Genomic DNA, 14,537 nt, shown 5'->3' with positions numbered 1-14,537 from the left:
CAGGTCCGCGGCGTAAGAAGTTTTCGGCGGATGCCGCTTGACCGTAGTGATGCCAGCTTGCACCAGCGTCAGATGCGCGTCCTCTATTTCACCGTCACGCCACTCGGAGATGAAGGAAACGGAGGCAGCATCTGCTGCCGCAACCATATCCGGCGCCTCACCGAAGACGGTGATATAGAACTGTTCGCGATGGCGGCTGGATCGTTCGCTGCCGAAGCCGCGACGATGGAGTTCTTCGCGTCGCTCGGCGTGACGGCGCATTATCAGCCCTATTATCTCGATCGATATTATCCGGAAGGCAAATCCTTCCGGGCGCTGGCGGCCTTCGCCTGGAAAATGCTGTTTCAATTTCCTTGGGAAACGCAGAGGCTCAATCAGCAACACGTGAGCGATGGCGTCGATTGGGCCATCCGCGCCTACAAGATCGATACGATTATCATCGACTATCATCCGAGCGCCTTATTCGTGAAACTACCGCGCAGCGATGTCCGCACGGTGCTGATCGCGCTCAACCGCGAAGGCGATTTCTACGCCGACATGATCACGCGGGGGATGAGCCATCATGGCTGGCTGGCAGGGAAGATCAGCCTATTCCGTGCGCGCCTCTTCGAGCGGAGTAAGAATGCGGAGGTAGACAAGGTCATCGTGATTGGCGAGCCCGACGCGCCCAGATCTCCGCTTAGATCGACGCCGGTCTGCATCACGCCCTACCTCGACCCAAAGCCAGAGAAATGGTCTCTACAACCTGGGAAAAGGCTCTTTTTCGTGGGTAACATCGCCCATTATCCGAATCGGTTGGCGATCGAATGGATCGCGCAACAGTTCGCGCCTCATCTGCTGACGCTTTGCCCCACCGCGCGAATTTCCATCGTCGGCGCGAGATCTGATCAGCTCTCCTCTAATATGCCCAATATCGACTGGCTCGGACCTGCGGACGCAAAGACAGTGCGTGCGCTGTTTCTGTCAGGAAACATCATTCTGTGCCCGGTAGAGAACGACTACGGTGTCAAGTTCAAAGCGGTGGAGGCTTTGTCCTACGGCACGCCATTGCTTGCGTCTCGACAGACACATCTCGGGCTGCCGCAGCTGGAAGGCCATGGCTCGATCGATCTGGAGGACCCTGCCGCGGCGGCGCGCATGGCCGCTGATTTGCTTGAAAATCCGCATGCGCTGTTCGCTTTCCAAGCGGCACAGCAAATGCGGCAAAGTCGCTTCATCGAGAGTCAAAAGAACATCTGGTCGAGGACGATCGCCACGATCCCCTCAAAATAGCAGGACGCGACGAGGCGCTTCAGGTGTGGCGAATACGCATCCAGGCAGGTAGCAGGCGTGTATCCCAGTCGGGGCCCGCGTTCCACGCGGCCATCTGCTCCAGTCGCTCATAAGCATCGATTGTTACAAGATCACCGATCTTCACCAGATCGACTCGTTTCCCATCGTCATAGCTATGGAGTTCCAACTCGAGCGCAGTCTGGTTGCTCATGAGCTTCGGATAGATGCCCGCTTTTTCGAAAGCGCGCTCATATTCGCTCATTGTGTACCAGCTTTTGTACGGGGTTTCCCCGGCCTGCGCACGTTTCTCATATTCGCGTTCCACGATGGGCAGGCCTTCGGGATAAACGCCTTCACCGAACAGGAAAAGCGCGCCATCGGGCTTCAATACACGGCGCGCCTCGCAGAGCGCATCATGCATATTGTGAGGATCGCACCACGCGAACTCCTCCGCCCGACGCGGGACAGCGTGATGGAGCGTCGCGTGCATATAGAGCAGATCGATCGTTTGATCCTGAAATGGCAGGACAGAGAGCGGCGCGGCCAAGCGGTGAAACGGGCGCCCCCGATGAAGGCGCAGGGCGGCATTTACCATGCCGGGAAAGAAATCCACCGCGTAACTTTGAAATCCCATATCAGCAAAGCGTTTGATAGATTCGCAGCGCCAAGCGCCGAGTTCCACGACACGCCGTTCCTCGACATCGCTATATTCTAGCGCACTGAACATCAGCTCGGTATTTACCGTCTTGGCATTTGCGTACGCGCGCTCGATCTCGTTGTTCATATCCGGAATCAGCGAACTTTCGACATATCCGTCAAAGGCTGCGCCTTCTTCGAATAAATACTGCGGCACATCCTCAGCATCAAAAATATGAGCATTGCCTTCGACGATGGGATAGGATTTCCCAGTACCCTCGCAGATTAGCATACGACCTTGCTGACGCACCGCAAAACCTGCGGGTGAACGCAATGCGGGCATATCCAAGGGAAGATACACTGCTTCCGCGTCCGCCGGATATTGGCTCATAATTCTCGATATTTCGGTTTCCGGAAAACGCTCGGTGAGGCCCATACTCTGCGCCTTGACCAAACATTGCGCCGCCTTGGCCGGGTTCAGTGCGGCGAAACCAATCTCACCCCCACCGTGACCACCGCTGACGAAATGCAAGGTGTACCCGTTCCGCATGAAACAGGCGCGAAGGAAATCGTGAGACCAACCGGATTCGAACCAGCCATATTTCCGGGCGACGTAAAGCGATTCCTGGTCCAGCCTCAGACCCCAGTTTCTCCAGCCGCTTTGGATTGGTTCACCCGTGAAGGCTATAACCCCCTCCGGTTCAAGCTTCGCCGTAAGGTCCGCGATCAACTTCCATGGCTTCAGGCAGTGGTGTAGCGACTGGAAGAAGAAAGCGGCCTTGTATCCGCCATCGGGAATCGTGGTGATATCATCGTAGCTAAGGACGCTGCGCTGGATCGGCAGGCTGCGGGCCGCAGCGCGCAACTGACTGAGTTCGCCGAGCGCGGGATCTATGTCGATGGCGCGGACGATGCAGCCGCTGAACGCCAGGATTTCGGAACTCAGGCCGTGCCCTGCGCCAAGATCCAGCACAAAGGGGCTAGGCGGGAGATCGGCAACGCCGAGCATCGTCGAAATCGCGCGGACGTGCTCGCTGAGGAAGTTCGGTAAGCCCAGACCCAGCGGGTTGGGCGCGCTGACCAATGACGGCACGTCAACCGGATGGAGTTCGCCGTCCCACTGGTTGAGTTCGCGGCCCGCGATCTCGCGATAGAGCGCCAGTTGCTGATCATAATATTCGGATGAGAACGGATTCAGGCTCTGATCGACTGGAGTTTCGAATTTGAAATCGATCGGATAAAAGCGCTCGGCCACACCCGGTGCACCGAGATTGCCGGCATATTCCTCGTCGATGATACGGACGAATTCGCCCAATTGTTCAGAGTTCATCTCGGGCACCACTACATCTCCAGACTGACGCCAGCTGCAAGGGGGGTTTTCATTTGCGAAAGATCAGTTTTTTGCCACCCAGGTCGCTAGGCTGATCGCGAAATCATTCCAGCGGGGCAGGTTTAAGTTTGCCGCCTTGCTCCAGAGTACCTGAATCTCCCTCTCGTCACGCAGCCGCGTTAGAGCCGCGGCCACGGAAGACACGTTAACGGTCTCAAGCCGGATCTGACCGTCATCGGCTAATCCTGACACGCTGGGCAGGTTCGCGCTGACCACGGTTGGAATGCCACAGAACAGCGTTTCGAGGGCGGGCAGGCCAAACCCCTCATTGGGGCTGACAAATAGGCTTGCCCGCGCTTTCCGTAGATGGTCCCGTATCTCGTCATCGGATGGGTTGTCTATTACTTCCACGTCCACACCAACATACTCGACGATCTGGGCGAGTTGGGGCTGTAGGTAGGAAGGAATTTTGCCGAGAAATTGCAACTTGCCGCCGGTAGGATCAGGCGGAAGCGAACGAAAAGCCTCAAAGGCGACGTTCTGAAACTTCTTGCCCTCCAGTGTTCCCAGGCACACGATGTTGCGTCGATTAGCAGTATATTCCTGGGGCTCAATGTCGATGCCGTCAGCGCCAAGAGGGATCGCCGGGCCCTGAACGTCGCCCGTCCCGCGCAGGATCTGCTTTGCCAGATCGTCACGCACGGCCTCACTTATATATGCGCGCTTAGTCGCTGCCATAACCAGTCTGAGGTAGGGCATGAACAAGTACATGTTGCCGCCGATCCCGTAGAGATCCGGCTTCAGCCACGGCACGAAATCATAAATCAGCATATAGGGCTGAAACAGCTCTTGCTCGATTGCGCGCTGATAGAAAGCGACCCTGTCGAAGCGGTAGAAAAGCTCTGGAAGCAGAACTTTGTCCTCGCGGTGCAGGTCGATCTTCCCTGAATGAATGCCCGCGTCGATCATTTGCGCCTCGGCGCTGATCTCGGCCGGCGACAGGGTGTTCTTACCAAACATCTTGACTAGAAAGGCGATGGCGCGGCTGGAAATCGAAATCAGGCCATCGATGCGCGGATCGTAACGCGCGAAGCGCACCGGTACATCCTGCGGCCAATGTGCCAGCAGTTCGCATACCGTCCGTTGAATTCCCGTGCGCAAGGGGGCGCCGTAGAATTCCCCCAGATCGACGATGATGGGTCGCATCGGATCAGGCACGTTTCGCAACGTCGAAACCAAGCGACTCCATCATACGAACGGCATATCGATCGAGCGAATGGTCCGCGGCGAACGCGCGTGCTTGTTCCATCGGTCGTGACAAATGCTCACCGGATCGGAGGATATCCAAAAACGCCTCGGCTATCAGAATCGGTGAAAGATTGTCGCTTACCCTTCGGACGAAAGGCGGGGCTAACGACGATTCCGCCAGGTGCTCATTTGCGACCGTCGGCACCGCGCCAGCGATACAATCATTGAGCGCGCCAGAGAGCCCTCCCATGAAGTAGGTACGCAACTGGATGGCCGCATCGGTCGCGATGAGATGGTCCATATATATCTCTTCGGATACCCGATCCGAAAACAACGTCACCGTGTCCTTGAGCCCGAGCTCTTCGCGGAGGTCCTGAAGATCAACTTCGATATCTTCGCCGACCAGCCCACACAGCACAAGGCGTGCATTGACGCCCCAAGTGCGCAGGAATTTGGTGGCCCAGATCAGAAGTTCAGGCGCCTTGTCCGGCGAAACAAATCCGAAGGAGGTGATGACGAATTCCTCATCGGTCCAGCCCAACTTCTCGCGACGCCTGCGCCGCTCTTGCGACGTGATCGCTTCTAGATTCATCGGACGATATTGAGCGAAGGGGAGCACTTTGGGCTGCACCCCATAGAGCTTCTCTATGCCCTTAGCACCGACGCCAGAATGAACCAGCAACGGCTCCGCCGCCTTCGCGATCTCAGACAAGAAAAGGACCGGAAGATCGCGCTGATGCTTGAGCCAATGCACCAGATCGGCTGAGGGTACGGGTCGGCCGAATTCCGCACTCGCGACCTGCAAGGCGCGGTCCAGTCCCAGTTCGTGAAAATAGAAATCGATCATCCGCGCATCATGCGCGAGCGCCGCGCCGCCATGTTCCAGCAGATATCTGAAGGCAGTGGTATGGAAATGGGAATTGCCGAGCACGGAAATTCGCTGATCGAACGTTTTCGGCGAATATGGTGCCATCGCGACCGGCGCCAGGGAAGAATAAGCCGGTGTCGGCTCCACCCCCGGGCTGTCCGTGAAGATGTGCAGATCGGCATATTTCGCCAGAGGTTGCAATGTTGCCTTGGAATAGTCCGCAACACCCGATTGAGATGGGGGAAGGGGGGTGATGATGGCCAGTTTCGGTCGGAGGTTGCGCGAAATCGCCGGCGCTTCAATAACTTCGGCGTTCCGTTGCCGCGCCATCACCCCTTCCATAAAGCGCCTGCCGACATCCTCGGTGGTATAGCTTTTCCAGAGTGGCGCGATTGCTTCGAGCCGGCTCGACCATTCCTTTTCGTCGCCTACGATCCGCGCCATTATCTGACTGAGTTTGTCGAAATCGTCCGGGCCGAACTGCAGATCGGGGTCCCCGATCAATTCAGGGTGCGCGCCGACTGCGGATACCGCGACCGGCGTTCCGGCCGCCGCGCTTTCGATGATCGGGATCGAAAAACCTTCGGCGCGCGAAGGAACGATGGTCATGATCGCATTGCGGTATAGCTGGCGCAGGTCCTCGTCGCCGAGGTGCTCTGGGAAGAAAAGGAGTCGATTGTCACCACCGGCTTCCGCGAACGTTTCGCGGAAGCCTTCCTTATGAGCCGGGTTGTAGTTCCCGAATACATGAATCGGAACGCCGCGGCATGCGGGCGTCCGGGCGTGAGCAACAAGCGCGCATTCCGGATTCTTGCGGGGGTCACCGCCACCAGCGACCAGAATATGCTGGCGCTCGGATCGGGGGAGTGGGCTCTCGCCTTCGGGCGCTTCGAGCGAGCGGCGCACGGCAACGCCCGATACGTAGACTTTCGACGGATGGACGTTGCGATATTTGATCAGGTCGTTGCCGCTGTCCTGCGAAATTGCAGCGAAGACATCGTAAAATTCGAGCCAAGCAAAGGCGTTCATGAAGGTCGTTCGCCATTCCGTGACATGGAGATAGCGGTTGGGGAATTTCAGCTGAATGAAGTCGTAAAACAGAGCAATCTTGAAGATTGTCGGATCAAGCAGGAAACCAGAGACAAAAAGCGGATCGTGGGTCATCGGCGAGAGCGTCAAGAACCAACTATTGCTTTCGGCGGCACGCGGACTGTTTGCCCGCACCTCATCGAAGAAGCGCGTATGTTCGGCGTAGAGCGGTTCTCGCATCGGATCGGCCAGCGCGACCATCTTTGGGCGGCTTGCACCCCAATCCCATTGACGAAGCGCAGTCAGCAGTGAGGTGCTGTGCTGACCTACACCGCGAAAGCGATAATCCGGATCTTGAAGAGGTCGAACGTCGACATAAACGATGTTGGGAGAAGCCGGCACTGTTTTCCCCTGATTTCTGATGCAACTGGCGATAGTCATTATCGCGAAATTTCCGCAATCGACAGTGTCGGTCGGAAGTGATCAATTTACTAGAGAGTCTGTCGAATCAACCGAATTCTGTCTCCTCAGGTCGAAATAACTAACGTTTCGACCGGCCTCGGAATGCGGCTAGCAGTGCTTGGCCGAGACTTGATAGGATGGCATTGCGTGAAGCCGAACGCCAAGCTTGAACGATGGTGCGACGGGTTGCATTGTTGTTCACCCCCGTCAACAGCGGCAGTTAGGTTTTTATGGCGGAGTGGATTATCAGAGGAGCTTGGCAAAGCAAGCGTCTCCCCTCTCGAAAAATCAAAGGTCTTGAGCGTTAGCGGCGGGGCCGCCAGTTGCGCGCCCGGAAGTTGATCGGGCCGACATCGAGACTCTCGATCAGATGCAAATGTGTCGTGCATGAAGTCGAAAACCGTCACGTGCGCCCCGACCGGACCCGGACAAACAAAATGATCGGTCGTTAACACGTGGGCGGCGCAGCGATTTTCCGTCTAACCTCTCGCTTCGGGAAGCGATATCCCTTGGATCATCCGCAAGTGAAGGATAATGACCTCGGGGCTAAGGTCTTTCAGCGGCTGCGCGGAAAAAGGGTAAGGCTCACCGGTATTTGAACGTAGCGAGGGTGAGGGAGTCGTTGCCGCCGCCAGCGAAATTCAATAGAGCCGCCCGGTCAGATGGCACCGCCGTTCAACGCGAATTTAATGGAGAATTTGATGCAAGCCTATAAGACCCTGGAACGTTGCCGCGTATCAAAGTCTGACAATCTTATATCCGTGCTGAACCTGGGCCATCAGGAATTGACCGGCGTATTCCCGAAGAACGCCAACGAAACGGTGACGCGCGGCCCGCTCGAACTGGTGCTTTGCCCGGAAAGCGGGTTGCTGCAACTCAATCATACCTATGACTCTTCGGAAATGTACGGAGACAACTACGGCTATCGATCCGGTCTCAACAAATCTATGGTCGAGCACTTGACGGCCAAAGTCCGATATCTCGAAAAGCTCGCTGATCTGAAGGCCGGCGATACCGTTCTCGATATCGGTTCGAATGACTGCACTACGCTGAAGGCGTACGACAGGCCTTCGCTGAACCGTATTGGCATCGATCCTACCGGCGCCAAGTTTGCGGCCTACTATCCGGATGACGTCAAGCTGGTGCCAGACTTCTTCTCGGCAGCTGCATATGCCTCGACCGGTGCGCAGCCGGCGAATATCATCACCTCCATCGCGATGTTCTACGATCTCGACGATCCGATCGCCTTCGCGCAACAGATCGCCCAGTGCCTAGCGCCGGGTGGCATCTGGCATTTCGAGCAGAGCTATATGCCCTCGATGCTTCGCTTGAATTCGTACGACACGATCTGCCACGAGCATCTTGAATATTATTCGCTCGGCGTTGTGCGTCTGATCCTTGAGGCAGCGGGTCTCAAGATCGTCGACGTGGTAATGAACAACATCAACGGCGGTAGCTTCGCTGTGACTGCCGCGCACAAGTCAAACACGAGCGTCCGCGTGAATGAGGCGGTCGTGAACTGGTTGCTCGAGCAAGAAGACCGCATGGGCATCAATACGCCCAAGCCGTACCGGGAGTTCGAGGAGCGGGTGTTCCGCCATCGCGACGACCTGGTGCGCTTGATCCGCGCTCTGCGCGGCGACGGCAAGACGGTGCTAGGTTACGGTGCATCGACGAAGGGCAATGTTGTCCTGCAGTTCTGCGGTTTCACCACGGAAGATATTCCCGCGATTGCCGAGGTTAATCCCGAAAAGTTTGGAAAAGTAACGCCCGGTACGCACATCCCAATCATCAGCGAAACTGACGCTCACGCGATGAAGCCGGATTATTATCTGGTCCTGCCTTGGCACTTCAAGGACGGTATCGTCCGGCGGGAGCAAGAATACCTCAATTCAGGCGGCAAGTTCATCTTCCCCTTCCCCGAAATCGAGATCGTCTGACGCAAGGTCGGACCGATGTCGCATGTCTTAAAGGAGTTGGCGGAAACGTCGGCTGGGAGCGGAAAATGAAACATGAGCGATTGGACGTGGCGCGGGTCAGAAAGGGTCCGCGACACGTAGCCTTAAGGTATGTCGGCACATGAAGGCTTTGATCACCGGCATCGGAGGTTTCACTGGCCGTTACCTCGCGCAAACCTTGCTCGCGCGGGGCATCACCGTGGTCGGACTTTCGCACTCCGACTGTACGCTTCCCGGCGTAGAAATGATCCATGTGGGCGACATGACGGACGGCGCGATGGTCAGCGACATCGTGGCACACGAAAAACCCAATTATGTCGTACACTTGGCCGCAATCTCCTTCATCCTCCACAGCAATGTAGAGGAAATATATCGCACGAACGTGATCGGAACGCGCAACCTTCTGGCGGCGCTTGCGGGAAGCGGCCAGCCGCTGTCCGCCGTGCTGGTGGCGAGCAGCTCGAATGTTTACGGCAACCGGACGGAAGGGATTATGCGGGAGGATTCCCCTATCGATCCAGTGAACGATTATTCGGTGAGTAAAGTAGCTACCGAACTTGTGGCTGGCCTTTTTAGAGACAAACTGCCGCTCATCGTGGCCCGCCCTTTCAACTACACCGGAATCGGTCAATCCCGGGATTTTCTCATACCTAAGATCATCGCGAGCATTCACGCCGGTGACGACACGCTGTCGCTTGGCAACCTCGACGTCGCAAGGGATTTCTCGGATGTGCGCTTCGTGTCGGAGGCCTATTCTAGGCTCCTGACTTGTCCCAACGCCATTGGTGCAACCGTGAATGTCAGTTCCGGCCGCGCATATCGGTTGTCTGCCATTCTGGAAATGGTTTCCCGGATCGTCGGCTACGACTTGAAGGTCCAGGTCGATCCGACTTTGGTTCGCGCCAATGACGTCAAGCAGTTATGGGGGGATTCATCGCGACTCGACACACTCGTCGGCCCTCTCCAGAGGATCGAGTTGGAAGACACGTTGCGCTGGATGATTTCCGGGCCGCTGTGAGTTATGTAGCTGGTGAGTGGCGTGGCGCAACGTGATGGTTGCCGTCTGGCAGAAATGCCTTTTGGAAGCATATAGATGGTAGAGCGATATCGACACCGGAAACCTGCAGGATCGGTGCGGCAATTACTTGGTTTGAGCGACGATGCCTTTATCGACAGCGCATACCTGACCTTACTTGGACGCCCTGCGGACGAAGTAGGACGGGCACATTATGCTGACGCCCTAAGAACGGGTGAGAGCAGGCTGCGTATCATTGTCCAGCTCCATGAATCCAGAGAAGGTAGAGCATTCGATGCTCAGATCGAAGGACTTAAACAGGCAAGGCTTTTTGCGCGACTGTCCAAATTTTCGTCGGGAATAACTTATTGGAAAAAGAGACGGAAAGCCCATAAAATTCTGTCTCTGCGTTCGTCGGCCTCCAATATCAGTTGTCGCGGGGCCAAAGTGGTTTCTGCCTACGATCTCCTCAATTTCTGGGACGAGGATTTTGTCAAGGCAGCGTATCTAGCTATTCTAAAGCGGGAAGCTGACCCGGCCGGTCTCGCGCATTACGTGCTGCAGTTGCGCGGCGGCGTCGATCGGCGCCGTATTTTAGCCGATATGGCATCCTGCAAGGAGGGCCGGGATGCGAACTTGCCCGGCCTTAGGTCGGTGGTTCGCTCGATCGAGCCTTACGGCAAGCTGTCACGCTTAATCGGCCGGTCCGATTCCAAGCCCGCGATGCAGTTTTCCGCGCTTCAGAACGCCCTGTACGCACAAGACGCGCGCGTTCAGACGCGCCTCGAGGCCCTGAAGCGACAACTCACAGAACTTCAAGGAGCGCAAGTGGCGCTCGGCAAGAAACTCGACGCTGGATTGATCGCGGCAGAAACCGGCGGACGCAGTACATTGCATGCGCAGGTTATCGCTCGCGGTAAAGCGCTGGCCTCGGCGCAACGCCTCGGGGGCGTTACCCCGGCTAAGCGCGTGGTGCTGTTCTACGTCGATCACACGATCAAATGCCCCACTAATAGCGGCATGCAGCGGGTGGTACGCCAACTAGCGCGCGGCATGGTCGAGAGCGGCGAACTCATTCGCTTCGTAAAATGGGTGCCTGCGGAAAAACGGTTCGCGCTAATTAACAAGGAGGAGCTCGGCCATCTGGCGCAGTGGAACGGTCCGCAGCTCTCCGCTGCCGATACGCAACTTTATCCCGACGTGGGCAGCGTCGAGAATCAACTCGATGCGACCGTTATGGCGCTGGACTGCTGGTTTCTTCAGCCCGAGGTCAGCCACATCACATACCATGATGTTGCGCCGACGGTGGACGCCTTTCTCGCCGCGCGGGCGCTCGGCGCGAAAATCGCTGCGATCTATTACGATGCCATTCCCCTGCGCTTGCCCGCTTATAGCGCCGGCTTGGAAGCCCACGAAAAATATATGCAGGCGCTGCTTCTAGCCGACTTGCTGATACCAATTTCAAAGCGCTCCGCCAAAGAGATACGGCTCTTTTTTTCGCAGCATCAGCTTGCGACAACCGCGCCTAAAATCTCACCTGTTCTGCTGCCAGGGGAGACGAACCTATCGGAGCGTGTCGCTTCAGAAGTTGGAAACGACAGTAAGACGATATTGTCGGTGGGATCGATCGAGCCGCGCAAAAACCATGCGCGCCTGCTGGAGGCGTTCCAAGCGTTTTCGGAATTGCCCGGAAACGGGGATTGGTCGCTAATCCTGGCCGGCAATATGCACGGCGATGTTGCGCCGATCGTCAACGCGGCGATCGCGAAAAATCCCAATATCCGGTATGTTCCGCACCCCTCGGACGCTGAGCTCGATCGTCTCTACCGCTCGGCCCGTTTCACGATATTTCCTTCGACCGAGGAAGGGTTCGGTCTGCCGATTCTCGAAAGTATCTGGTATTCAGTGCCCTGCATCTGCGCCAATTTTGGCGCGATGGCGGAGGTTGCGGAAGAGGGCGGCGCACTCACGGTCGATACCCGCGACATTAGTGCCATGACCCGGGCGATTGCTGCGCTAGCCGGCGACGCGGCTCTGTTCCAGCGCGTGAAGCACGACGCCGCAGTGCGTCACATCAAAACCTGGACCGAATATTCGCAAGAGGTTGTAGCGCTGCTCGTTGAAACCGCCGACCCCGTTGGCCAGCTCGGCAAGATGTACTACTGGATCAATGACACCTCCGAGCTGCCGTTCAACACCGGCATTCAACGGGTCGTGCGGCAGACGGCGCGGGCGATGATGTCGCAGGGTGTCGCGTTGATACCGGTGCGCTGGGACAGCGAGAAAAAGCGCTTTAAACCAGCGGAGCAGGAACATCTCGAGCATCTTGCAAGGTGGAACGGCCCCGGCGTCGATCAGTGGGCTAAATGGAGAGATCCTTCCGAAGAGGATGCTCCCCGCTGGCTGATGATGGCGGAAGTGGTGCACCTTTATTTAGACGAGGTCGTGAACTATGCGCGGTCTGCACATCTCCGGTGTGCAACGATCTTCTACGACGCCATCCCCTATAAGCGCCGAGATCTATATAGCGAAGGATGGCACGCTAGCCACCGAGCCTATATGGAAAATGTCGGGAAGTTCGACAAGATTTATTCTATATCAAATACTGCTGCAACCGATCTTCAAAACTTCTTTCTTTCTTTGCCTGACAAGATGAGTAGTTTTGATCATCGTTTTAAAACGATATCGCTGGCCTGCGAACTGAACGGCTATCAGCGGAATAATTCTATCAAACGGGCTCGATCGGCGGAGATCCAGATTGTGTCGGTTGGATCGATTGAGCCTCGCAAGAACCATCTTGCGCTACTCGAAGCCTTCGAGCGCGCATCAAAGGTTTCTACTAAGCGACTATCCCTGACGCTGGTAGGTAAAGCATCGTCAGCCTGGCCGACGCTTGCCGAGGAAGTCGCTATTCGGGTGAAGGCGATTTCGGATTGCGCGTGGCTGACCGATGTCGACGACGAGGAACTCAGAGAATGGTACCAACAGGCCGACTTCTCGATCTATCCATCGATCGAAGAAGGATTTGGACTTCCGATCGTCGAGAGCCTTTGGAATGGGCGCGGCTGCATCGTTCACGACAAGGGTTCTATGGCGGAAATCGCACGACAGGGGGGGTGTGTCACCGTCGACATGGCGGATGTGCAGGCGCTCGCGGACGCCATTCTCGAAGTGTCGGAGAATGACGCCCTGCGCCGCGATCTGTCGGCACAGGCGGTCTCCTGCCCCTTGTCGACGTGGGAAGAGTACGCGCGGGATATCATCGCGGATATAGCGTCGGATCGGTTGTCGGAAAACCTGGTAACTTTGGCGGGGTCACCGGAAAACGTATATGAGGAGTTGCCACAGTTGAAGAGCAGGCCGCTGCTTTCACTGTGCATAAGCACGTACAACCGGGCTCGTTGGCTCAGCCTCAATTTGCGAAATATCTTTTCCCAGATCGATGGAGAGTTGACCGATGTAGAGGTGTTGGTGGTCGATAACGCCTCTACTGATCATACCCAAAATGTGATCGAGCCGTTTCTAGGTCATCGCAATTTTCGATACGTTCGAAATATTCGCAACGTTGGTATGCTTGGCAACCTGACGGTGACGGCTCACGAGGCACGAGGAGAATATATCTGGATATTGGGGGACGACGACCTCATTTATAATGATGCAGTTTCCAAAGTAATCAGTGTTATAAAAAAACATCCTGACATAGCGCTAATTTATCCTAACTATGCCTACACGTCTGAAAAGGACCCAGAAAACACGCGAGATCTTTCGATGTTTTTGAAACAATGCCCGCCGATCGCCTCGCCTTCGCCTGATCAACTTAGCACGGTCAAGGTTGTCGGGATGAATAACGAAAATCTTTTTACAGCGATTTACACCCTCATTTTGCGTCGTGATCATGCGATCCGAGCCTATTCTCAGGACACAGCCGGACGCGAATTTTCATCGATGCGAACCGCGATCCCGACAACTTATTACGTCGTCAACTACATGATGGAGGAAGATGCCTATTGGATCGGGGATCCGATCATTGTGGTCAATTTGAACGTTTCCTGGACCAAGTTCGCGGCGCTATTCATTCTCGAGCGCTTTCCCGAAGCGCATGATCTTGCAGAACGGCTGGGTGCGGACGGTCGTCAGGTAGACAAATGGCGCGCGCATGTCATGCAAGGCTTCCTGCATTGGTGGAATGAAATCCTGGGCGATGATCCGGTCGGCAATGCCGCCTATTTTTCGCCAGAGCGAGTGATTATGCGCGTCAAGCACTTGGAAGAGTTTGAAAAAATATCGGAACAGCTCAAGCTAATCTATTCTCAAGCGCGCGCTTCGGATAAATCCGTTGCCAAGACGCCGGTCGATATTCTGTTCGCGTCAATTCAGTGAGAATGACCTGCGCGGCGAGCCGCATATAGGGATCAACGGCACGGCGCTGAGCTGGTCGGCTATCTTGCGCTCGTCGCAGGAACGGCGCGTTGAATGGCATTCATCACTCCAGGCAAGCGATGCAGAACGGGTTTGCGGAAAGGCCTCCAGCACGGATACCTCAACGAGGCGCTATCCACCTCGGGGCCCTAGGCCCGCTTCGTGCCCGAGACCTAGCGTCACAGGTACAATTACGTCAGACCGCAGTCGAAACCGGGCGAGAAGCCCCGCCGGGATCGCCGGCCAGCATGGTTGGGCCTGCCCTAAACCATGCTGGCATTAGTTCAACGATTTATCATG

7 protein-coding genes are annotated in these 14,537 nt (G+C 56.2%); 4 read left to right on the top strand and 3 right to left on the bottom strand.

The features are described 5' to 3' along the window. Nucleotides 1-72 precede the first annotated feature (72 nt). Nucleotides 73-1,272 carry a glycosyltransferase gene (locus M2339_RS00265; RefSeq protein ID WP_264606109.1) on the top strand — a complete coding sequence of 400 codons (1,200 nt, stop codon included), beginning with the start codon at nt 73-75 and terminating at the stop codon, nt 1,270-1,272. 19 nt (nt 1,273-1,291) lie between these two features. Here the strand turns inward: M2339_RS00265 and M2339_RS00260 are convergent, their stop codons facing one another. The 3 genes from M2339_RS00260 to M2339_RS00250 form a co-directional block, all read right to left on the bottom strand. Further along, entirely contained in the window at nt 1,292-3,238 is a 1,947-nt protein-coding gene (locus M2339_RS00260; RefSeq protein WP_264588394.1) for a class I SAM-dependent methyltransferase, read from the bottom strand. Between the two features lie 63 nt (nt 3,239-3,301). Continuing rightward, nucleotides 3,302-4,477 carry a glycosyltransferase gene (locus M2339_RS00255; protein WP_264587898.1) on the bottom strand — a complete coding sequence of 392 codons (1,176 nt, stop codon included), beginning with the start codon at nt 4,475-4,477 and terminating at the stop codon, nt 3,302-3,304. Next, nucleotides 4,449-6,824: a glycosyltransferase gene (locus tag M2339_RS00250; protein WP_264587899.1), complete on the bottom strand. Its 2,376-nt coding sequence runs from the start codon at nt 6,822-6,824 to the stop codon at nt 4,449-4,451. Before M2339_RS00250 ends, M2339_RS00255 begins: the two co-directional genes overlap by 29 nt. A 683-nt stretch (nt 6,825-7,507) precedes the next feature. Here M2339_RS00250 and M2339_RS00245 point away from each other — a divergent pair. The 3 genes from M2339_RS00245 (at nt 7,508) to M2339_RS00235 (ending at nt 14,198) form a co-directional block, all read left to right on the top strand. Continuing rightward, on the top strand, nt 7,508-8,785 hold the full coding sequence (locus M2339_RS00245) for a class I SAM-dependent methyltransferase (RefSeq protein ID WP_264587900.1): 1,278 nt from the start codon (nt 7,508-7,510) through the stop codon (nt 8,783-8,785). Nucleotides 8,786-8,924: 139 nt separating this feature from the next. Then, nucleotides 8,925-9,821 carry a GDP-mannose 4,6-dehydratase gene (locus tag M2339_RS00240; protein WP_264587901.1) on the top strand — a complete coding sequence of 299 codons (897 nt, stop codon included), beginning with the start codon at nt 8,925-8,927 and terminating at the stop codon, nt 9,819-9,821. 132 nt (nt 9,822-9,953) lie between these two features. Next, a complete protein-coding gene (locus M2339_RS00235; protein WP_264587902.1) occupies nt 9,954-14,198 on the top strand; it encodes a glycosyltransferase in 4,245 nt (1,414 codons plus the stop codon). Nucleotides 14,199-14,537 lie beyond the last annotated feature (339 nt).

Source organism: Sphingobium sp. B2D3C, assembly GCF_025961835.1.
In the GTDB taxonomy this organism is placed as follows: Bacteria; Pseudomonadota; Alphaproteobacteria; order Sphingomonadales; family Sphingomonadaceae; genus Sphingobium.
Note: the sequence above shows the minus strand (reverse complement) of the source record. Positions and strands in the feature narration are given on the sequence as shown.

Coding starts and splice junctions, on each gene's coding strand:
- M2339_RS00260 (WP_264588394.1), bottom strand. CDS start 3,238: ATGAACTCTGAACAATTGGGCGAATTCGTCCGTATCATCGACGAGGAA.
- M2339_RS00265 (WP_264606109.1), top strand. CDS start 73: ATGCGCGTCCTCTATTTCACCGTCACGCCACTCGGAGATGAAGGAAAC.
- M2339_RS00240 (WP_264587901.1), top strand. CDS start 8,925: ATGAAGGCTTTGATCACCGGCATCGGAGGTTTCACTGGCCGTTACCTC.
- M2339_RS00245 (WP_264587900.1), top strand. CDS start 7,508: ATGGCACCGCCGTTCAACGCGAATTTAATGGAGAATTTGATGCAAGCC.
- M2339_RS00250 (WP_264587899.1), bottom strand. CDS start 6,824: ATGACTATCGCCAGTTGCATCAGAAATCAGGGGAAAACAGTGCCGGCT.